17 protein-coding genes are annotated in these 21897 nt (G+C 64.6%); 13 read left to right on the top strand and 4 right to left on the bottom strand.

Annotated features, from left to right (window positions below; genetic code table 11):
• The first annotated feature begins 38 nt into the window (after positions 1 to 38).
• Positions 39 to 269, top strand: a complete 231-nt coding sequence (locus FHS96_RS22885; RefSeq protein ID WP_429597418.1) for a DUF4170 domain-containing protein — start codon at positions 39 to 41, stop codon at positions 267 to 269.
• 306 nt (positions 270 to 575) lie between these two features.
• Here the strand turns inward: FHS96_RS22885 and greA are convergent, their stop codons facing one another.
• From greA to carA, 3 genes are all read right to left on the bottom strand, one after another.
• Entirely contained in the window at positions 576 to 1052 is a 477-nt protein-coding gene (gene greA / locus FHS96_RS22880; protein ID WP_429597415.1) for a transcription elongation factor GreA, read from the bottom strand.
• A gap of 80 nt (positions 1053 to 1132) precedes the next feature.
• The gene (carB, locus tag FHS96_RS22875) at positions 1133 to 4468 is read right to left on the bottom strand and encodes a carbamoyl-phosphate synthase large subunit (protein WP_429597412.1); all 3336 of its coding nucleotides are present in this window, start codon (positions 4466 to 4468) and stop codon (positions 1133 to 1135) included.
• 65 nt (positions 4469 to 4533) lie between these two features.
• Positions 4534 to 5697 (bottom strand): glutamine-hydrolyzing carbamoyl-phosphate synthase small subunit, encoded by a 1164-nt coding sequence (gene carA, locus FHS96_RS22870; protein ID WP_429597409.1) that lies wholly within the window; start codon positions 5695 to 5697, stop codon positions 4534 to 4536.
• 137 nt (positions 5698 to 5834) lie between these two features.
• Between carA and FHS96_RS22865 the strand changes: the two genes are divergently transcribed.
• The 8 genes from FHS96_RS22865 to FHS96_RS22830 all read left to right on the top strand — a co-directional run bounded on the left by FHS96_RS22865 (position 5835) and on the right by FHS96_RS22830 (position 14986).
• Positions 5835 to 6287 (top strand): GatB/YqeY domain-containing protein, encoded by a 453-nt coding sequence (locus FHS96_RS22865; RefSeq protein WP_429597407.1) that lies wholly within the window; start codon positions 5835 to 5837, stop codon positions 6285 to 6287.
• Between the two features lie 131 nt (positions 6288 to 6418).
• Positions 6419 to 6862, top strand: coding sequence for a GIY-YIG nuclease family protein (locus FHS96_RS22860; RefSeq protein WP_429597404.1), 444 nt, complete (start codon positions 6419 to 6421; stop codon positions 6860 to 6862).
• A gap of 1 nt (position 6863) precedes the next feature.
• Positions 6864 to 8702 carry a DNA primase gene (gene dnaG / locus FHS96_RS22855; protein ID WP_429597401.1) on the top strand — a complete coding sequence of 613 codons (1839 nt, stop codon included), beginning with the start codon at positions 6864 to 6866 and terminating at the stop codon, positions 8700 to 8702.
• Between the two features lie 5 nt (positions 8703 to 8707).
• On the top strand, positions 8708 to 10741 hold the full coding sequence (rpoD, locus tag FHS96_RS22850) for an RNA polymerase sigma factor RpoD (protein ID WP_429597398.1): 2034 nt from the start codon (positions 8708 to 8710) through the stop codon (positions 10739 to 10741).
• 175 nt (positions 10742 to 10916) lie between these two features.
• Positions 10917 to 11585 carry a DUF6975 family protein gene (locus FHS96_RS22845; RefSeq protein WP_429597395.1) on the top strand — a complete coding sequence of 223 codons (669 nt, stop codon included), beginning with the start codon at positions 10917 to 10919 and terminating at the stop codon, positions 11583 to 11585.
• 90 nt (positions 11586 to 11675) lie between these two features.
• On the top strand, positions 11676 to 12521 hold the full coding sequence (locus FHS96_RS22840) for an AAA family ATPase (protein ID WP_429597392.1): 846 nt from the start codon (positions 11676 to 11678) through the stop codon (positions 12519 to 12521).
• A gap of 176 nt (positions 12522 to 12697) precedes the next feature.
• Positions 12698 to 13876 carry a vWA domain-containing protein gene (locus FHS96_RS22835; protein ID WP_429597390.1) on the top strand — a complete coding sequence of 393 codons (1179 nt, stop codon included), beginning with the start codon at positions 12698 to 12700 and terminating at the stop codon, positions 13874 to 13876.
• A 636-nt stretch (positions 13877 to 14512) separates the two neighbouring features.
• Positions 14513 to 14986, top strand: coding sequence for a hypothetical protein (locus FHS96_RS22830; RefSeq protein ID WP_429597387.1), 474 nt, complete (start codon positions 14513 to 14515; stop codon positions 14984 to 14986).
• A gap of 122 nt (positions 14987 to 15108) precedes the next feature.
• Here FHS96_RS22830 and FHS96_RS22825 read toward each other — a convergent pair whose 3' ends face one another.
• Complete coding sequence (locus FHS96_RS22825) at positions 15109 to 16224, bottom strand: hypothetical protein (RefSeq protein WP_429597384.1); 1116 nt, start codon at positions 16222 to 16224, stop codon at positions 15109 to 15111.
• Between the two features lie 315 nt (positions 16225 to 16539).
• On the opposite strand from FHS96_RS22825, the gene FHS96_RS22820 reads away from it, so the two are divergent.
• Genes FHS96_RS22820 through FHS96_RS22805 form a run of 4 tightly spaced genes read left to right on the top strand, consistent with a single transcriptional unit; the run spans position 16540 to position 21882 of the window.
• Entirely contained in the window at positions 16540 to 17091 is a 552-nt protein-coding gene (locus FHS96_RS22820; RefSeq protein ID WP_429597381.1) for a D-glycero-alpha-D-manno-heptose-1,7-bisphosphate 7-phosphatase, read from the top strand.
• 4 nt (positions 17092 to 17095) lie between these two features.
• The gene (locus tag FHS96_RS22815) at positions 17096 to 18301 is read left to right on the top strand and encodes an AGE family epimerase/isomerase (RefSeq protein ID WP_429597378.1); all 1206 of its coding nucleotides are present in this window, start codon (positions 17096 to 17098) and stop codon (positions 18299 to 18301) included.
• A 21-nt stretch (positions 18302 to 18322) separates the two neighbouring features.
• The gene (gene rfaE1, locus FHS96_RS22810; protein ID WP_429597375.1) at positions 18323 to 19798 is read left to right on the top strand and encodes a D-glycero-beta-D-manno-heptose-7-phosphate kinase; all 1476 of its coding nucleotides are present in this window, start codon (positions 18323 to 18325) and stop codon (positions 19796 to 19798) included.
• Positions 19795 to 21882: a glycosyltransferase family 9 protein gene (locus tag FHS96_RS22805; protein WP_429597372.1), complete on the top strand. Its 2088-nt coding sequence runs from the start codon at positions 19795 to 19797 to the stop codon at positions 21880 to 21882. Before rfaE1 ends, FHS96_RS22805 begins: the two co-directional genes overlap by 4 nt.
• Positions 21883 to 21897: the final 15 nt, after the last annotated feature.

The raw sequence follows: 21897 nt of genomic DNA, 5'->3' as shown, positions 1-21897 counted from the left end.
ACTTTGCTGCGTCACGGCGGGCTGCTAGTCAGTCCGCTATGAGCAAGATCCATCTCGTTTTCGGCGGTCGCGTCAAGGACCCCCAGACCCTCGACTTCGCCGACCTCTCGTCGCTCGACGTGGTCGGCTTTTTCCCCGATTATAACAGCGCTGAAAAGGCCTGGCGGGGCGCGGCACAGCGCACCGTGGACGACGCCGAGATGAAGTATGTCGTCGTCCACCTCCACCGCCTGCTCGAGCCGGACGTGCTGGAGCCCAGCAAGAGCTGATCTCTGGTCGCTTCCCTGGCGCGGTTTAGGGAGAGAATCATTTGCACAGCAGATGTTGGAGCGGCGGGCTTAGGCTCGCCGCTCCTGCTTTCGTTTGTGCGCGATGGTTTTGGGCTCAGGCCGAATTGTCCGCCCCGGCGGGCAGCGTCGCGGAGGGCGACCGCTGGCGAAGCCAGTGGTGGAGGGGCCGGCCCCGACTTAATCGCTTGAACGGCAGTGGGATCGGCTGCCTCGGCAGCACCACGCGCCGAGCGCGTGGTCCCCCTCCCCGTTCCGGGGAGGACAACACCGCGGCGCCTTGGTCCCTTACTTGAACTCGATCTTGTCGACGACGTAGTAGCGGTCGCCCGACGGCACCGTCACCTCGACCTCATCGCCCACCTGCCGACCGATCAGCGCGCGGCCCAGCGGCGAATTATACGAAATCCGGCCGGTCTTCGCGTCCGCCTCGGTCTGGCCGACGAGCTGGTAGGTGATCGGATGATCATCCTCGTCCAGCAGGGTCACCGTCGCGCCGAACACGACCTTATCACCGCTCAGTTCTGTCGGATCGATCACCTGCGCGCGGCTGAGCTTGTCCTCTATGTCGGCGATCATTGCCTCGATCTGGCCCTGGCGCTCCTTGGCAGCGTGATATTCGGCGTTTTCCGAAAGGTCACCGTGCGCCCGCGCTTCCTCGATCGCGTCGATGATCAGCGGGCGCTCGGCGCGCAGCCGGCCAAGCTCGTCGTTGAGCATCCGCTGGCCCTCGGCCAGCATCGGCAGCTTGTCGACGGTCGCCATTAAAATTCTTCCTCGTCAAAAACCCACTTTCGGCGCCCCTCCCTGAAGAGGCGCCCTCGGCTTGAACTGAAATTTCGGGATCAGCCGTGCGAAAGAGAATAATATGACTGCAAGGGGCGTACTTCAAGGGGCTGCTGTTGCAGCGCCGCAATCGCGCGGGTTGCAGCGACGCTCGCCGCCGCCGTGGTGAAATAGGGAATCTTCCCCGTCACGGCGGTCGCGCGGATCGACTGGCTGTCCTTCAGAGACTGCCAGCCCTCGGTGGTGTTGAACACCAGCGCGATACCGCCGTCGATCATCCGGTCAACGATATGCGGCCGGCCCTCGGCCACCTTGTTGACCCGCTCCACCGGCAGGCCATGCTGCTCGAGATAGGCGGCGGTGCCGTCGGTCGCGACGAGGGTGAAGCCGAGCGAGACGAGTTCGCGCACCGCCGGCAGGATCACCGGCTTGTCGCCATCCTTGACGCTGACGAACACCGCGCCCTCGGTAGGCAACACCAGCCCGGCACCGAGCTGCGCCTTGGCGAAGGCGGTGGCGAAATCGCGGTCCAGGCCCATGACCTCGCCGGTCGACTTCATCTCGGGCGAGAGCACCGGATCGACGCCGGGGAAGCGGCCCCACGGGAACACCGCTTCCTTGACCGCGATGTGCGGCACGTCGCGGTTGATCGCCGGCAGGTTGGCGAGCTTCTCACCCGCCATCACCCGCGACGCGATCTTGGCGATAGGGCTGCCCACCGCCTTGGCGACGAAGGGCACGGTGCGGCTGGCGCGCGGATTGACCTCGATCAGATAGACCTGGCCATCCTTCACCGCGAACTGGATGTTCATCAGGCCGATGACGTTGAGCGCATTGGCCAGCGCCACCGTCTGCCGCTCGATCTCCGCCACGATCTCGGCGGAAAGGCTGTAGGGCGGCAGCGAGCAGGCGCTGTCACCCGAATGGACGCCCGCTTCCTCGATATGCTGCATCACCCCGGCGACGACGACGTCGGTGCCGTCGCGGATCGCGTCGACATCCACTTCCACCGCGTCACGCAGATACTGGTCGATCAGCACGGGCGATTCGCCCGACACCTGCACCGCGGTCTGGATATAGTCGTCGAGCTGCTGGATGCCGTCGACGATCTCCATCGCACGGCCGCCCAGCACGTAGGACGGGCGCATCAGCACCGGGTAACCGATGCGCTCCGCCACCGCGACCGCCTCGTCGCGGCTGCGCGCGATGCCGTTCAGCGGCTGCCTGAGGCCCAGCTTCTCGACCAGCGCGGCGAAGCGCTCACGGTCTTCCGCCAGGTCGATCGCGTCTGGGCTGGTGCCGAGGATCGGGATGCCGGCCTCTTCCAGCGCCTTGGCGAGGTTCAGCGGGGTCTGCCCGCCGAACTGGACGATCACGCCCACCAGCTCGCCCGTGCTCGCCTCGACGTGCAGGATCTCCAGCACGTCCTCGGCGGTCAGCGGTTCGAAATAGAGGCGGTCCGACGTGTCATAGTCGGTGGAGACGGTTTCGGGGTTGCAGTTGACCATGATGGTCTCGAACCCGGCGTCCGCCAGCGCGAAGCAGGCGTGGACGCAGCAATAGTCGAACTCGATGCCCTGGCCGATGCGGTTGGGGCCGCCGCCGAGGATCACGACCTTGCGGCGGTTGGAAGGCATGCTCTCGCACTCGGGCTCACCGAACACCGGCGCCTCATAGGTCGAGTACATGTAGGGCGTCTTCGCCTCGAACTCGGCGGCGCAGGTATCGATGCGCTTGAACACCGGGCGCACGCCCAGCTTGTGGCGCAGCGCGCGCACTTCCGCTTCCGTCACCCCACCGGTCATCGCGACCACCGCGTCACGGACGAGGCCCGAGCCGCGCGGCAGTGCGCCCGCCATGCCCGGCGCGACATTGGCGGATTGCAACGCCAGCCAGGCGAGGCGCTTGTCGGAGAAGCCCATCGCCTTGAGCTTGCGCATCGCCGCCGCGTCACGCGGCAGGCCGTTGCGACAGATCTGCTCCTCGGCGGCGACGATCTCGGCCAGCCGCTCGAGGAACCAGGGATCGAACTTGGCGATCGCGTGGATCTCGCCCACAGTCAGGCCCTCGCGCAGCGCCTGCGCGGCAACCAGCAGCCGGTCCGGCGTCGGCTTGGAAAGCGCGGCGATGATGTCGTCCTTGGGCGCGCCCACCAGCCGGTCGACCTGGTTGAAGCCGGAGAGGCCGGTTTCCAGCCCCCGCAGCGCCTTCTGCAGGCTCTCATGGATGTTGCGGCCGATCGCCATGACCTCGCCGACCGATTTCATCGCGGTGCCGAGCACATTCTCGGCGCCCTTGAACTTCTCGAATGCAAAGCGCGGGATCTTGGTGACGACATAGTCGATCGTCGGCTCGAACGACGCCGGCGTGGCGCCGGTAATGTCATTGTCGATCTCGTCGAGCGTGTAGCCCACCGCCAGCTTGGCGGCGACCTTGGCGATCGGGAAGCCGGTGGCCTTCGACGCCAGCGCCGAGGAGCGGCTGACGCGCGGATTCATCTCGATCACGATCAGGCGGCCATCCTTGGGATTGACCGCGAACTGGACGTTGGAGCCACCCGTTTCGACGCCGATCTCGCGCAGCACCGCGATGCTGGCGTTGCGCATGATCTGATATTCCTTGTCGGTCAGCGTCAGCGCCGGCGCGACGGTGATGGAATCACCCGTATGGACGCCCATCGGATCGATATTCTCGATCGAACAGATGATGATGGCGTTGTCGTTGCGATCCCGCACGACCTCCATCTCATACTCCTTCCAGCCGAGCAGCGATTCCTCGATCAGCACCTCGGTGGTGGGGGATGCGGCGAGGCCGCCGGTCACGATGTTGCGGAACTCGTCCTTGTTGTAGGCGACGCCGCCGCCGGTGCCGCCCATGGTGAAGCTGGGGCGGATGATCGCCGGCAGGCCGGTATATTCGAGCGCGTCCATCGCCTCGTCGATGGTGTGGGCGATGCGCGAACGCGCGCTCTCAAGCCCGATCTTGTCCATCGCGTCGCGGAACTTCAGCCGGTCCTCGGCCTTGTCGATCGCCTCGGCATCGGCGCCGATCATCTTGACGCCATACTTCTCCAAGGTGCCGTCGCGGAACAGCGCCAGCGCGGTGTTGAGCGCGGTCTGCCCGCCCATCGTCGGCAGCACCGCATCGGGGCGCTCCTTCTCGATGATGCGCGCGACGATCTCGGGCGTGATCGGCTCGACATAGGTCGCGTCCGCCATCTCCGGATCGGTCATGATCGTCGCCGGGTTGGAATTGACCAGGATGATCCGGTAGCCCTCCTCGCGCAGCGCCTTGCAGGCCTGGGTGCCGGAATAGTCGAACTCGCAGGCCTGGCCGATGATGATCGGGCCGGCGCCGATGACGAGGATGGAGGAGATGTCGGTGCGTTTGGGCATCTTATTGGTTCACTTCAGCGAGAGCGTACGGGAATGAGCGAGGCGGGCGCGCGAGGCGCCGTCCCTCACCGGAGCGAATTCACGAACTTCTCGAACAGATAATGGCTGTCCTGCGGGCCTGGCGACGCCTCTGGGTGGTACTGCACCGAGAAGGCCGGCCGGTCGGTCAGTTCGAGGCCGGCGAGCGAGCCGTCGAACAGGCTGATGTGAGTCGGGCGGGCATTGGCGGGGAGCGTATCCGCATCCACCGCGAAACCGTGGTTCATGCTGGTGATCTCGACGCGGCCGTCGTCGGTGCGCTTCACCGGATGGTTCGCGCCGCGATGGCCCTGGTGCATCTTGATCGTCTTCGCGCCCGCCGCGATGCCGAGGAGCTGGTGGCCGAGGCAGATGCCGAAGATCGGCTTAGCCATTTCCAGCAGCGCCTTGATCACCGGCACCGCATATTCGCCGGTCGCGGCGGGATCGCCGGGGCCGTTGGAGAGGAAGATGCCGTCCGGCTCATGGCGCAGCACGTCTTCGACCGTCGCGGTCGCGGGCACCACCGTCACCCGCGCACCGGCGGCGACGAGGTTGCGCAATATATTGCGCTTCAAGCCATAGTCGATCGCGACGACGTGCGGACCCTCGGGATTAGCGCTGCTGGTGGCATAGCCTTGACCCAGCGTCCACAGCCCGTCGTCCCACGCATAGGTCTGCAATGTCGAGACATCCTTGGCGAGGTCCATGCCCTCGAGGCCAGGCCAGGCGCGCGCCTGTTCGAGCAACGCGGGGATGTCGAACTCACCGGCGGCGCTGTGCGCGATCACCGCGTTGGGAGCACCCTTGACGCGGATCGTGCGGGTCAGCGCGCGGGTGTCGATGCCGGAAAGACCGATGCGACCGTTGACCGCCATCCATTGCGCAAAATGTTGGGCTGCGCGGAAATTGCTCGGGTCGGTGACGTCCTCGCGGACGACGCAGCCCAGCGCGTGCGGATTGATCGCCTCGATATCGTCGCCGTTGGCGCCGACATTGCCGATGTGCGGGAAGGTGAAGTTCACGATCTGCCCGGCGTAGGAGGGATCGGTCATCACCTCCTGATAGCCCGTCATCGCGGTGTTGAAGCACAGCTCACCCACCGCGGCGCCCTCGGCACCGAAACCCCGCCCCCAGATCACCGAACCATCGGCCAAAACGAGGACTCCCGTCGCTCCTTCAGGTGGACGCGCGGAAGTGTATTCGGCCATGGACTGGCGCTCCTCATAATGACTGCGGACGGGCAAACGGCGGGGTACGTAGGGACGGCCCTCCGGCGGGTCAATCTATTAAAATGCGCGGGCCGCGGCTATGGGGATCGTTTCCCTGCAAGATGCGAAAGAGACCCATGATCCGGGACGACATCAAGGCCGCGCTCGTGACGGCGATGAAGGGCGGCGACAAGCCGTCCACCGCGACGATCCGCCTGATCCAGGCCGCCATCAAGAATCGCGACATCGAGGCGCGCACCGGCAAGGCCCCCGCGGACGACGACGCGCTGGTGGTCGAGGTGCTGCAGAAGATGGTGAAGCAGCGCCGCGAATCGATCGAGCTTTACGAGAAAGGCGGCCGCACCGAACTGGCCGAGGTCGAGAAGGCCGAGGTGGTGGTGATCGAACGCTTCCTGCCCCGCCAGATGGACGAGGCCGAGACCCGCGCTGCGATCGAGGCGATCAAGACGGAGCTGGGCGCGAGCTCGGTAAAGGATATGGGCCGGGTGATGGCGGTGCTGAAGGAACGCCATGGCACCACGCTCGACATGAGCAAGGCGAGCGCGGCGGTGAAGGCGGCGCTGAGCTGATCTGTGGATAAGTCGGGAATATCCTGTGGATAAGGATATGCTTCTGGCTGACGCTCAACCGCGCTAGGCTCGTGCCCCTTCCCTCCGTTCGTCCCGAGCGAAGTCGAGGGACGAGGGGACACGAAGACCGCGTGGCATTCTGGGCCTATATCCTGCGCTGCGCCGATGGCCGGTATTATACCGGCCACACCGACGCGCTTGATCGCCGGATAGCCGAACATCAGACTGGCGGGTTCTGCCTCTTCACGTCGCAGCGCCTGCCGGTCGAGCTCGTCTGGGCGCAGGATTTTCCGACTCGCATCGAGGCGCTCGAAGCCGAGCGCCGCATCAAGCCCTGGTCGCGCGCCAAGAAGGAAGCGCTGATCCGGCAGGATTGGACCGCGTTGAAATTCTTTTCCCGCCCGCCGGGCGAGCTTTCTTCGCTCCCCCAATGTCCCTCGACTTCGCTCGGGACGAACGGTGGGGGGGATGGTCCGCGTGAAACGAGGAATATCGAAGGCTTGGCGGAGATCGAGCGGGTTTTGAGGGACAGGCCCTCCCCCAACCCCTCCCGCGAGCGGGAGGGGAGCCTTTAAGATGGCCCTTTCCCCGCAATTCCTCGACGAACTGCGCGACCGCACCACGCTGTCGACCCTGATCGGGCGCACGGTGAAGCTCATCCGCAAGGGGCGCGAATATGCCGCCTGCTGCCCGTTCCACCAGGAGAAGAGCCCGAGTTTCTACGTCAATGACGAGAAGGGCTTCTACCATTGCTTCGGCTGCTCCGCGCATGGCGACGCGATCAAGTGGCTGACCGAGGCGCGCGGCCTGCCGTTCATGGATGCGGTGAAGGAACTCGCCGCGACCGCCGGCATGGAGATGCCCGCGCCCGATCCCCGCGCCGCCGCGAAGGCGGAGCGGGCGGTGGGGCTCACCGATGCGATGGAGGCGGCAGCGCGCTGGTTTCAGGACCAGCTGGCCGGCATCGAGGGCAGCGAGGCCCGCGCCTATCTCGACAAGCGCGGCATCACCGCCGCCACGATCAAGATGTTCGGCTTCGGCTTCGCGCCCGACAGCCGCGGCAAGCTGCGCAAGGCGCTTGACAGCTTCGGCGACCAGATGCTGGTCGATTGCGGCCTGCTGATCGCGCCCGAGGACAATCGCGAGCCGTATGACCGCTTCCGCGGCCGTCTGATGATCCCGATCCGCGACCAGCGCGGGCGGACGATCGCGTTCGGCGGGCGCATCATCGGCCAGGGCGAGCCCAAATATCTGAACTCGCCGGAAACCGCGCTCTTCGACAAGGGCCGCACGCTCTACAATCTCGATCGCGCCGCCCCCGCTGCCCGCCGCACCGGCCGGGTGATCGTGGTCGAGGGCTATCTGGACGTGATCGCGCTGGCGCAGGCCGGCATCGAGGAGGCGGTGGCGCCGCTCGGCACCGCGCTCACCGAGGCGCAGCTCGAACGGCTGTGGAAGCTGGTCGACGTGCCGACCTTGTGCTTCGACGGCGACAAGCCCGGCCAGAAGGCGGCGATGCGCGCCGCCGAGCGTGCCTATGCCGCGATGGTTCCCGGCCAGTCGCTGCGCTTCGTCACATTGCCCGGCGGCAAGGATCCCGACGATGTAATCCGTGAGGGCGGCGCCGCGGCGTTCGAAGCGGTGGCGACCAGCCCGCGCCTGCTCGTCGACCTGTTGTGGGACACCGCCGCGGCGGGGCTCGACCTTGCCGGACCGGACGGCCGCGCGGCGCTGCGCCACCGGCTGGACGAGGTGGCGAACGGCCACAAAGTGAAGGTGATCGCGGAGGAGTATCGCCGCGCCTTCCGCGACCGCTTCTACCAAGACTTCGGTTGGAAACGCGGCGGTGACCGTGACAACAACCGCGATGGTCGCGGCGGCGGAGCCGGCGGTCCTCGACGACTCCCTCCCGGGCAGCGCGCGGTGGAGGAAGCGGTGCTGCGCGCGGTGCTGGTGGGGCTTGCACTGTGGCCCCGCGCGATCGCCGCGGTGGCCGAGCCGCTTTCCGACCTGCTGATCGACGATCCGCTGCTTTCGGAGGTCCGCGACGCGCTGCTCAGCACCGCGATTACGCGGCCAGCCCTTGATGATGGCGCCCTCCGATCCATATTGGACATGCTGCGAAATCCGTCGAAAGGCGATCGCAGTGCGGCGCCGGAGCTCGGCTATGCGTTTCTCAAATCGGCGGACGACACCGAATCGGCAGAATATCAGCTGCGCGAACTGGTCGAACTGCTGGCCCGGGAACAGGCGCTGACGCAGGAATTTGAACGAGTCGCGCAGCGTCTGATTGAAGATTTATCGCCGTCGAACTACGAGGCGTTAGAATCCCGGCGTCAGGCGTTACGCGAAGCGAGGGCGGCGCTTCTAGGCAGGGCCTATGAAATAGGGTCCGGCCCCGAGGAACAGGTTTAGAACGTATGGCGAAGGCGAATTCCCAGGAAATGACGGACAAGACCGACGGTAGCGGCGATGCGCCGCTCATCGACCTCAACGAGGCGTCGCTCAAGAAGCTGATCGCGCGCGCCAAGAAGCGCGGCTACATCACTTATGATCAGCTGAACGAGGCGCTGCCGCAGGATCAGATGTCGTCGGATCAGCTCGAAGACGTCATGTCGGCGCTCAACGAAATGGGCGTCAACATCGTCGAGAACGAGGATGCCGGCGAGGACGCGGAGCCCGAGGACCAGGCCGACGATGAGGTCGAGGCCACCGATGCCGCCGATGGCCCTTCCGCCAATGTCGCCGAGAAGAAGCGCGAGAGCGTCGATCGCACCGACGATCCCGTGCGCATGTATCTGCGCGAGATGGGCGCCGTCGAACTGCTCAGCCGCGAGGGCGAAATCGCCATCGCCAAGCGCATCGAGGCCGGCCGCGACACGATGATCCTGGGCCTCTGCGAGAGCCCGATCACTTTCAACGCGATCATCGACTGGTCGAACGCGCTCAACGAAGGCACGATGCAGCTCCGCGAGATCCTCGATCTCGACGCGATGCTCTCCAAGGATCCGGCGCCGGAAAGCCTCACCGAGGATGGCGAGGAAGCCGATGGCGAGATTTCCGAGAAGACCGCCGGCCCGTCCTACAAGGAAGAAGAGGACGTCGAGGAAGCCCCGGCGGACGATGACGACGAGTCGATGACCGAGCGCCGCGCCAAGCGCCCGTCGGACGATGAGGAGGAGGACAACACCCTCAGCCTCGCGCAGATGGAAGAGACGCTGAAGCCGGCCGCGCTCGAAAAATTCGCGACGATCACCTCGCTCTACAAGAAGTTCACCAAGCTGCAGCAGGCGCGCATCGAGGTGCTCGGCGTCGGCAATGACTTCGGCGCGGCCGAGGAGAAGAAATATCAGAAGCTGCGCGAGGATCTCACCGCCGAGGTCGAGAGCGTGCAGTTCCATGGCGCGAAGATCGAATATCTTGTCGACCAGCTCTACAGCTACAACCGCCGGCTGACCGCTCTGGGCGGCCAGATGCTGCGCCTGGCCGAGCGCCACAAGGTGCCGCGCAAGGACTTCCTCGACCGTTATCTCGACCATGAGCTGGACGAGGGTTGGACGGCTTCGGTCGCTACCATCGACAAGAAGTGGGGCAATTTCGTCGCCAACGAAGGCGCCGCGGTCGACCGCATCCGTGCCGAGATCGGCGAGATCGCGCAGGCGACCGGCATGGCGCTCGCCGAGTTCCGCCGCATCGTCAACATGGTGCAGAAGGGCGAGCGCGAGGCGCGCATCGCAAAGAAGGAGATGGTCGAGGCCAATCTCCGCCTCGTGATCTCGATCGCCAAGAAATATACGAACCGCGGCCTGCAGTTCCTGGATCTCATCCAGGAGGGCAATATCGGCCTGATGAAGGCCGTGGATAAGTTCGAATATCGCCGCGGCTATAAGTTCTCGACGTACGCTACCTGGTGGATCCGGCAGGCGATCACGCGCTCGATCGCCGATCAGGCACGCACGATCCGCATTCCGGTGCACATGATCGAGACGATCAACAAGCTGGTTCGCACCAGCCGCCAATTCCTCCACGAGCAGGGCCGCGAGCCCACGCCCGAGGAGATGGCGGAGCGGCTTTCGATGCCGCTCGAAAAGGTTCGCAAGGTGATGAAGATCGCCAAGGAGCCGATCAGCCTCGAAACGCCGATCGGCGACGAGGAGGATTCGCACCTGGGCGACTTCATCGAGGACAAGAACGCGATCATCCCGGTGGATGCCGCGATCCAGGCCAACCTGAAGGAAACCGTCACCCGCGTGCTCGCCTCGCTCACGCCGCGTGAGGAACGCGTGCTGCGCATGCGCTTCGGCATCGGCATGAACACCGATCACACGCTGGAAGAAGTCGGCCAGCAATTCTCGGTGACCCGCGAACGCATCCGCCAGATCGAGGCGAAGGCACTGCGCAAGCTCAAGCATCCGAGCCGCAGCCGCAAGATGCGCAGCTTCCTCGACCAATAAGCGCCTGTCCGCCCTCTTCCTTCGGGAAGGGGGCGCATGCCGGGCTGCGTCGAGCCCACCCACGTCGGAATGGCAGGGAGCATCCTGTCCCGGCGCGCGGCCTGAAAAGCCCCGCCCCGAATTTCCCACTCTCGTAAACCTCGCCTTTACGCAAAAGCACTTAAAGCGACGCTCGATGATCGAGGCGATTCGAAAAGACGGTCTGGACAGCATGGCGGTCACGCTGTCCGCCATGGCCCGTGACGAAGGCAGCGCGGCCCACCGCTGGTGCCGCCCCGCGGCGCTGACCGCCGGCAAACATGCCGCACGCAACCTGGCCGATGCCATCCACTATCTCGTCCAGCTTCATGGCAGCCACCCCGCGCTGATCGATCAGGTGCAGCTCACCGCACAGCCCGCCCCCGTGCGCGCTTGGCTGGAGCAGGCAGCCGCCGGTTTCGTCGAGGAACGCGCCAACCTCGCCAATCTGGTCGGCGCCGCCGGGCCCATGCCCAGCACCCCCGGCCAGGCCGAATGCGAGACGGCGATCCAGGCCCAGCGCCACGCGTTCAGCATCCTCGCCGAATCCGGCCGCACCGGCTGCGCGATCGGCGCGGCGGCGGCGCTTCTGCTCGATTGGGTCGCGATCCGCGCGCTGCTGGACGATGCCGCCGAGCGGCTGGGCGTTACCCCCCTGCCCGTGAGCCTGCCCGGCACCGGGGATACACTGGCGCTGGTCGACAGCGTCGCCGAAACGCAGGGCATCGCCCGGGCGATGCTGTTCGGCGCGCGCCAGTTGCTCGGCCAGCAGCGCGGCCTGTGGGATCTGCTGGAAGCACGCCGCGCCGCCCGCGACCGCGGCTGACGCCGACCCCGATCGCACGCGCGGTATGCTTGCGCGTCCGGCACGGCGGCCTTATCCCGAAAAGTGGGAATGGTCGGCGAGAGGGACGCGATGCGGTTCGAAGGCACCAGCAATTATGTCGCCACCGATGATCTGAAGGTCGCGGTCAACGCCGCGGTGACGCTGAGGCGCCCGCTGCTGGTGAAGGGCGAACCCGGTACCGGCAAGACGGTGCTCGCGCACGAGATCGCCAAGGCCGCCAACGCGCCGCTGATCGAATGGAACATCAAGTCGACCACCAAGGCGCAGCAGGGCCTGTACGAATATGACGCGGTGGCGCGGCTGCGCGACGGCCAGCTGGGCGATCCGCGCGTCCACGACATCGGCAATTATATCCGCCGCGGCAAATTGTGGGAGGCGTTCACCGCCCCCGAACTGCCGGTGCTGCTGATCGACGAGATCGACAAGGCCGACATCGAATTCCCCAACGACCTGTTGCAGGAACTCGATCGCATGGAGTTCCACGTCTACGAAACGCGCGAGACGGTGAAGGCGGTGGAGCGGCCGATCGTGGTCATCACCTCCAACAATGAGAAGGAGCTGCCGGACGCCTTCCTGCGCCGCTGCTTTTTCCACTACATCAAATTCCCCGACCGCGAGACGATGCGCGACATCATCGAGGTCCACTTCCCCGGCATCCAGAAGATCCTCGTCAGCAAGGCGCTGGAGCTGTTCTACGACGTGCGCGAGGTGCCCGGCCTCAAGAAGAAGCCTTCCACATCCGAACTGCTCGACTGGCTGAAGCTGCTGCTGGTGGAGGATCTGCCGCTCGACGTGCTGCAGTCGCGGGACGTGACCAAGGCGATCCCGCCGCTCCATGGCGCGCTGCTGAAGAACGAGCAGGATGTGATGCTGTTCGAGCGGCTGGCGTTCATGGCGCGGCGGCAGAAGGGGTGAACATGATTGCCGAGTGCGAGGGGGGCTGCCGCCGCGCGCCCTCTCCCCTCGGGGGAGAGGGGCAGTTGCGCTTGGCGTACCGCCTCGTCGGGAATGGCGACGGAGCCAGTTTGCTGCCGCCATTCCGCTTTGCGCGACTACCCCTCTCCCCGGAGGGGAGAGGGAGAAGGTAGAAGATGTTCCTCGCCTTTCTCGATGCTCTGCGCGCCGCTGGCATCCCGGCTTCGCTCAAGGAGCATCTCATCCTTCTCGAAGCGCTCGACCGCGACGTGATCGAGCGGCGGCCCGAGGAATTCTACTATCTCGCCCGCGCCACCTTCGTGAAGGATGAGAGCCTGCTCGACCGGTTCGATCAGGTCTTCGCCAAGGTGTTTAAGGGGATCGAGATCAGCTTCGGCACCGCTCCCGCCGAGATCCCCGAGGACTGGCTGCGCGCGATCGCCGAACTCTACCTCACCGACGAGCAGAAGAAGGAAATCGAGGCGCTCGGAAGTTGGGACGAGATCATGGATACGCTGAAGAAGCGGCTCGAGGAGCAGCAGGGCAAGCATCAGGGCGGCAGCAAGTGGATCGGCACCGGCGGCACCAGCCCCTATGGCCATTCGGGCTATAATCCCGAGGGCGTGCGAATCGGCGGCGAGGGCAGGCAGGGTCGTGCGATCAAGGTTTGGGAGCAGCGCAATTTCAAGAATCTCGATTCCACCCGCGAACTTGGCACGCGCAACATCAAGGTGGCGCTGCGCCGCCTGCGCCGCTTCGCGCGCGAGGGTGCCGCGGACGAACTCGACATCGACGGTACGATCGACGGCACCGCACGCCAGGGCTGGCTCGACATCCGCATGCGGCCGGAGCGGCACAATGCGGTGAAATTGCTGCTGTTCCTCGACGTCGGCGGATCGATGGATCCGCATGTGAAGCTCTGCGAGGAACTCTTCTCGGCCGCGACCACCGAGTTTAAGAATCTTGAATTCTTCTATTTCCACAACTGCCTCTACGAAGGCGTGTGGAAGGACAATCGCCGCCGCTTCGCCGAACGCACCCCGACTTGGGACGTGCTCCACAAATATGGCCACGACTATAAGGTAGTGTTCGTCGGCGATGCCGCGATGAGCCCCTATGAGATCAGCCACCCCGGCGGATCGGTGGAGCATTTCAACGAGGAAGCGGGCGCGGTGTGGCTGCAGCGCGTGACCGGCATCTATCCCGCGACGGTGTGGCTCAACCCGGTCGACCAGTCGCACTGGGACTATGCGCATTCGACGCGGCTGGTGCGCGAGTTGATGAACGACCGGATGTATCCGCTGACATTGGGCGGGCTGGACAACGCAATGCGCGAATTGACCCGCAAGCGCTGATCTGTCGACCTACTGATCGTGCATTCCTTTCATTTCATCGCATGTTTGGTTTCCGTGACATGCTCATCTAATCGCGCGCCAGCGCACGCCGCTGACCATCTATCCGATTGCCGAGGTGAAGGATGAGGCGGCGGCCGAGCTGTTACTTGCGATCCGCGATGCTAATACTTGCAACCTGTTCAGCGGTATAGCGGAAGGTTATTCCAGCCTCGGCATATTCCAGGCAGAGCTGGTCGAGCGCACCGCGCCGCCGCAACTCATCGCCGGCCTGCTTAGCTCAGGGGCACGCCCGCCCGCTTCGTCTAGATCGAATGCAATCCGGGCAGGCCGGGCCCGCGGGCCACGCGGTCACCGGTGATGATGGCGACTTCCGCTTTTCGCTACCGCGCGCCCCAAATTTTCTTCTGGTGGCGAGATGCCGCTCGTCATCCGCGGCCGCTGCCAAGGCACATGTCATGCGCGTGCCGTTCAAGCAGATCGGCTCGGCGGGGCTTGCCGGCACGATCGCGCTGCCGGAGTTCGTGCCGCAACTGCCGCGCTCGCCTCGCTGATCGCGGGGGGCACCGCGGCCGCTGGAGGAGGAGCCCGATCCCCTGCGACCAACAAGCCGCAACAGCCAATCGCGAAGGTGGGCGAGTGCGACGATTCCTGCTGCAGTTTCGATCGAACAGGTCGATCGACAAAATCCCCTTTGGCGTGTTCTTCCGCCTTGTCGAGCCGCGGGCAAGCGTCACCACCGCGGTGCGCCGCTTTGATCGCGGCAACCGGAATTTCGGCTTCCTGACTTATTATCTGAACGGGCAGGTCAGCGGTTCGGCCGGACAGGTGAGCTATGTCGATCGCATGCCGGTGGAACGGCCGACATCTGGCAGCGCGTCACCCGGGCAACGCATTCGCCGCCTAAAGCGCCGCTTCCGCCCGCCGATCCACCTCGCGCACCGGCACGCGGACCGGATCGGTCACTGTGGCACTGACCGTCGCACCGCTGGTGATGCTGGGGCAGCTCCTGGCGACCTTGGGCTTCCTGCCGAAGCCTCCCCTCCCGCTACCGGCGGGCGCAGGCGCCAACGACTGGGCGAAGTTCGTCAAGATCGGCGAGCTGCTGCTTGAGCGCGACCGAGATCGCCGGGAGCGCGCTGGCGGGGCAACAGCTGGAGGTGGAACGGGGCCATGAGTGAAAAAAGCGATAGTCGACACCACCTCCTGATCGCTGCCGACCATGCAAGACCGGCTCAGAACCTGAAATTGCCCAGAAAAATGTCAGGCTGCTTCGCGTCGCACGGCGTGTCCAGCGGCGTCGGGAACAACTCGTCCGTTTCCTCGAATTCGTAGATCGCGCGATTGGCGAACGTGACCTCGAGCACATTGGGAAAAACCACGTTCGAGATGTTGGACAGCCCCCCGTAGACATTGGCGTGCACATGCACGACCGCATAGTGCTGATGGAGCTTGGTCAGGCTGTCATACATCCAGCGTCGCCAATCAGGGTGATCGAGCGCCTGGAAATAATGTAGCTCGCACACAATCTGCGAGAAACGGGACAGATCCTCTGCGCTCGTGGAATGCATGACTTCCCACTCATGCGCCTCGATATCCATCTTCAGCATCATATTAGGCCGCTGAAGGCCCTTATCGAGCCGCCGCACAAGGCCCGCGATGTTCTGCGTGGTCTCGCTTTCGTTTGGCGTGATCATCTTCTTGTGGAAAATCATCCTGCCGTCGGTCGGCGCAGGGTCCTCAACGGTGTGATCGAACTGATGGATGGTCATGCCGCGATCGGCGGCCGCGCAATCCCACGTGATGTCGTCATTGATGCCAAACGATAGCGCTGTATCCAATCCAGCGAAATCATCGACGCAAACATAGCCACCATCGCAGAGATTGCCGAGACGGATCTTGCCGACGCCCTTCAATGCATAGGGCCGCAGCAAGCGCAGCACCGCGCGCACCTGATGGCCGATCTCTACAGGATCGTTGCTGTGCTTGTAGACATCGATCTCCGGCATCGCGCCAGCCTCGCCGAGGTGCTCGACACGCGCCTCGCCGCTAATAGTCAGCGCTGCCGCACCGGTCGCATAGACGCGATATTCAAGCTCCCGAAGAGCGTGCAGGGTGAAATCAAGATCAAACCGGCCGAGCTGCGTATCGAGTTCGGACTGGCGCAACTCCCGCTGCGCCAAGGTGACGGCGCCGTTATGCGTCGTCACGTCAAGCACGACGCAAACAGGATCGTCTTCGCTTGTAACGCGGGTGCGCAGCGCCACCTCGAACGACACGCGATACTGGCCGGGCAGGACTTTTTCATAGGGTCCGGTAAGCGCGTGGCCGGCGTCGCCCCGCTTCGTCAACAAACATTGCTTGCCATCAACAGAATCGTGATGGCCGAGATTTCCACTGAGCACAGACTCTCCAATCCTCATCGAATAGCGCCATGAATAGCACAGACGTTGCGCTATCCATCGACCCGCAGGAGATGCGATCCCGCGAGCCATGGCTGGTTAGCTGATCCGGCGCAACACCTGCATGGGATTTTCGATGAAGAGCCCGCCACGCCGGTCCACCAAACTGCGCAGGTCGTTAGGCGACTTTCCGTTTCTGAATGACGTGTTTACAAGCTCCCGCTCCGGCTTCAGCATGAGCGCGCATCGAACTAGGAGTTTGGGTTGAGTTCCACCATGGGGCGTTCACCGGCGGCGTTTCTCGACCGGGACGGAGTGTTGAACATCGATCGCGGCTACGTCTACCGTCCGCAGGACCTGGAATTCACGCGGACGGCCGTGCAGGCGGTGCGTCTGCTCAACGCCGCCGGATATCGGGTGATCGTCATCACCAACCAGTCAGGCGTTGCGAGGGGACTGTTCGGAGAAGAGGACGTCAAGTTGTTTCACGAGCATATGAATGCAGTCCTGGCAGATAACGCCGCACATATCGACGATTTCTATTATTGCCCATTTCATCCTGACGGCAGCGTTCCGCGCTTTGCTACCGAACATTTCGATCGCAAACCCCAGCCCGGAATGATTCTGCGCGCGATGAAGGAATGGAGCATCGACGTGCAGCGCAGCTTCATGATCGGCGATCACCCGCGAGACATCGCCGCGGCCGAGGCAGCGGGCATAGCAGGCATCCTCGTCGATACCAACACCTGCGATCTCGCGGCGACCGTGCGCCACGCCCTCGCCAGCCACGCCGCCCCTGCCGGCACGCGGGCTTGATGCGATGACGAACAAGGCACCAGTAACGGAAGCAAGGTCGCCGCGCGACCCGATCGCAGGCTATGTCCATTGGGTGCGCAACGTGGCGATCCCGCGTTGGGCAGTACTGGGTTTCGATGCGGATAAGGGCCGCTTTCACGAACGGCTCGATCTGAATGGACGTCCCGTATCGGTGCCGCATCGTGCCATGGTGCAGGCTCGACAGATCTACGTCTATGCAGACGCCGCCCGACGCGGCTGGTATGCTGACGGGGCGCCGCTTGCCGAACGCGCGATGCGCCATGTTCTAGACGAATTTGCGCTCCGCGATGGCAGAATCACCAGCGTCAGCTTCTCTTTGGCGGAAGGGTCCACCGCCGGATCGAGCGTCCGCGATGCCTATGCACACGCCTTCATCCTGTTCGCGCTGGCCGCACTTTTCCGGCTCGACGGCAACAAGGCATGGCTCGACGAAGCCGATGCGGTGCTGCGCTTCATAGACAGCCGGTTGACCGACCCTGTTCATGGCGGCCTGTTCGATGCGGTGCCTTCGGCGGACGGGACGAAGCGGCAGAATCCATTGATGCATCTGCTCGAATCCTGCCTGTTTCTGCACCAGGCGGCATCGGACCGCGGATATCTTGCGCGTGCCGATGCGCTGATCGACTTGTTCAATACCCGCCTGTTCGACCGGCGGCACGACGTGCTGCTGGAATATTTCGGTGAGGACTGGGCGCCGCACCAGGATGAAGCCAAGCGCGACGCGGTCGAGCCCGGTCATCATTTCGAATGGGTCTGGCTGCTTGCCGAGTATCGACGCCTGGGGGGCATGCGGTCGATCGCATTCGCCGAACCGCTCTACGCCGTGGCGCGAGCGCACGGTGTCCTCGCCGGCGGCGTCATCGTCGATGAACTGCGCGGGGTCGACCGGAGCATCGCCAAATCCTCCCACCGCATCTGGCCGCACACCGAGGCAATCAAGGCCGCAGGCGTCCGTTACCAGGCCGGCGATCACGAAGCGCGCGGCCTTGCCGATGCGGCGGCGGGGGCATTGCTCGCCCATTTCTTGGACAAGCCGTTCACCGGTGGCTGGATCGACCAGCTCGATTCAATGCTCGAACCGACGGTCTCCCACATCCCGGCGAGTTCGCTCTATCATCTGACACTCGCCGCCACCGAAGCCGATGCGCTGTTCGCGAATGAACCCCTCGCGACTGTCGCGGCCGAATAATCCATCATGTCCGGATCCGTCATGAATATCCATTTGGACCAGTTCCCCTCCATTCGCGTTGCCGTCATCGGTGACGTCATGCTCGACTGCTACATGTCAGGCGAAGTCAGTCGCATCTCGCCGGAGGCGCCCGTTCCGGTCATGCGGGTGCTTTCCGAAAAATCCGTGCCGGGCGGCGCGGCGAACGTCGCGGCGAACCTTGCCGCGCTTGACGTTCGCACGAGCCTGGTGGGCCTAGTCGGGCAGGATGCGATCCGCGAAGACCTGCTGCGCTGCCTTGAAATCGTCGGCGAAGTGGATTGCAGCGGGCTCGTCGCCACCGACGATCGACGCACTACGCGCAAGCTGCGCGTGATCGGCGCGCATCAGCAGATCGTGCGCGTCGATCATGAGGATATCGTCGCGCTCACGCCCCGCGTCGAACAGAGACTCATCGCGGCGGCGCGCGATGCGATCGACCGGACCGACATCGTTCTCGTTTCCGACTACGGCAAGGGCGTGTGTTCGCCCGGCCTGCTGCGTGCCGTGATCGACCATTGCAACGCGGCCGGGAAGAAGGTTCTGGTCGATCCCAAGCGAAGGGATTTCGCAGCCTATCGGGGCGCGACCATCCTCACCCCGAATCGCAAGGAGCTGAGCGACGCCACCCAGCATCCGTGCGAAACCGACGAGCAGGCAGCTGCCGCCTCTGCGCGCGCGCATGAAGCGACAGGCGCCGATATCCTTCTCACGCGGTCGGAGAAGGGCATGTCATTCTTCCCGCGGCAGGGCACACCGATCCATCTGCCGACGGTCGCACAGGACGTGTTCGACGTTTCAGGTGCCGGCGACACCGTCGTCGCGGTGCTGGCCGCGGCGCTGGCCGCGGGCACGCCCGTGACCGAGGCAATGCGGATGGCCAATCACGCCGCCGGCATTGTCGTGTCGAAGCTCGGTACGGCGACGGTGAGCCGGGACGAGCTCGCGGCGACCCAGTTGTCCGACGGCGGCGGTTCGGACATCGCTGATGGCCGGCTGCTCTCTCTCGAGGATGCGGCTGCGCTGCGGCGGCGGTGGGAGGCGGAGAAACTGACCGTCGGCTTCACCAACGGCTGTTTCGACCTGCTCCATCCGGGGCATGTGTCGCTGCTCGCCCAGGCCTCGGCCAATTGCGACCGCCTGATCGTCGCGCTCAATGCGGACACCTCCGTGCGCCGGCTGAAGGGCAGCACCCGTCCGATCCAGGACGAACGCGCGCGCGCGGCGGTGATGGGCGCGATCAAGGGGGTCGCCGCAGTCATCCTCTTCAGCGAGGACACACCGCGCGAGGTGATCGAGGCGCTCCAACCCGACCTTCTTGTGAAAGGCAGCGACTATTCCGAGGATCAGGTGGTCGGTGCCGATATCGTGAAGGCGCGGGGCGGCCGGGTGCTGCTTTCCAGCTTCGCCGATGGCCATTCTACCAGCTCGCTGATCGCGCGCAGCGGACCACCCGCCCGTCAGGAAGTCGCTCGATGATCCGCCAGATCGCTCAACGCCTGCCGCTCAGCACGCGCAAGCTCTCACGACAGCTGATCGCGCGCGGCGATGCCGCCCGCGATGCCGGCCGCCATGCCGAGGCGGCAGCGCTGTTCGAGGAAGCCTCGCGGCTGCGGCCAAGCCATGCCCATCTCCGCGTGCAGTGCGGCCATATGCGCAAGGAATCCGGGGATCTCGAAGCGGCGCTGCGGCACTACAAGGCGGCCTGCGAACAATTGCCCAAGGATGCCGATCTCGCGTTGCAGATGGGGCATTTCTACAAGACGTTCGGCGATATCGAGCAGGCGGCCGAAGAATATGGCCGCGCAGCGGCGCTGTCACCAGACTGGGCGGAGCCGAAGACCGAACTGGCCAATCTGCAGGAACAGGGCTGGTCCGGTGGCGGCGCCATGCCCTCGGCAACTGATATCGACTATGCCCATCCTGCCGCGCTGGACGCGTTGTCCAGCTTCCGAGGCGAGGTTCTGGCGCTGAGCCGGGCCGATCAGATCGGCCGGCTGGCGCCCAACTTGGCGCCGAAATCGCCTGATGAACTGCTGACGATGCATGCGGAGCGCATCGCCCTCAAGCGGCTGGGACGGCGCGAATCGGGCTTCTGGGGCATCCGCCGGACCATGCGGGGTATCGAGGCGATCCATGGCTTCGCGATCGCGCGCGAACCGATCGTGGAGGCGCAGATCCTGCTGGACGGGCTGGCGATCTATCGCGGCCCGGTGAAGGGCGGGTTCAAGGTCCATCTGGAGCGTGACGAGCAGCGCACGCGCAAATATGTGTTCAACATCTGGCTCGACTTCACGCGCTTTACGCGCGGGCTGCACGCCCTGGAAATCCGGCTGTTCACCGCCGACGGCAAGACGCGCTCACACCACGACCGCATCGTCGTCGCTGATCCGGTGGCGGAATCAGACTATCCTAATTCTGACGCCCTCGTGAATGTCGATCGCAACGATTCGCGGTTGATCGACGAACAGATCCGCACACGGCCGAGCATGGTCCGTGATGCCAGGCGCACGCTGTTCCCGAACGGCGTACGCAATATTCTGGTGCTCAGGACAGACCAGCTCGGCGACATGGTGGCGTCCGTGCCGGCGATGCGGCGGCTTCGCGAGATCGCGCCGGGCGCGCGCATCGTGGGTTTGCTGACCGGCGCCAACGCCGAACTCGCCCGCACGCTCGACCTGTTCGACGAGATCATCGTCGTCGACTTCCCGGACGACACCGTCGAGCGGCGGCGCTTGATGCCGATCGCAGCGCAGGAGGCCCTGCGCTCGCAATTGGCGCCCTATGCGTTCGATATCGCGATGGATCTCGCCCAGTCGAACGTTTCCCGCGAATTGCTGATGCTGTCTGGCGCGGCCTTCACCTATGGCCCTGGCGGCGGCGACTGGCCGTGGCTGACGACGGATTTCACGTTCAACAGCCACGATCGCTGGAGCGGCCTCGATATCGTGCCGCATTCAACGAAGGTGCTGGCGATGATCGAGGCTCTGGGTGCGGCGTTGAAGGAATCAGCGCCCGTTATCCGGCGCGAGGATCTCACACGTGAAATGCTCACGTCCTACGGCCTCGATGTCGCCGAGGATTATGCAGTTCTGCATATGGGCGCGCGCATCATCTTCAGCCGGTGGCCGCATTACGCCGCGCTGGCGGCCATGCTGCTTGCTAAAACTGACTTGAAGATCGTCATGATGACGGAAGATCCCGCTGTCAGGGCGACATTTTCACCCGAACTGCTTGCGTCGTCGCGCGTGATCTACCTAGATCAACGCTTGCCCTTCGCCCATTTTGACGCCTTCGTCAGCTTTGCGAAAGTGCTGGTCGGCAACGATTCCGGGCCGAAGCATCTGGCCTCCTTGCGCGGTGTGCCGGCCGTGACGCTGTTCACCGCACGGATCAACTGGACAGAATGGGGGCAGGAGAACCTCGGATCGATCATCAGCCGCAAGGTGCCCTGCCAGGGTTGCCTGATCTTCCACGAGGCCGACGAATGTGGCAAGGATTTCACGTGTATTGCCGACATCCGCACGCAGGAAGTCTATGACGCCGTGATGAAGCACCTCTGAAGGCGCAGGCTCATT

This window comes from Sphingomonas zeicaulis (assembly GCF_050433225.1).
In the GTDB taxonomy this organism is placed as follows: Bacteria; Pseudomonadota; Alphaproteobacteria; order Sphingomonadales; family Sphingomonadaceae; genus Sphingomonas_D; species Sphingomonas_D zeicaulis.
The sequence above is the reverse complement of the archived record's forward strand: the minus strand, read 5'-3'. Positions and strand labels throughout refer to the sequence as shown.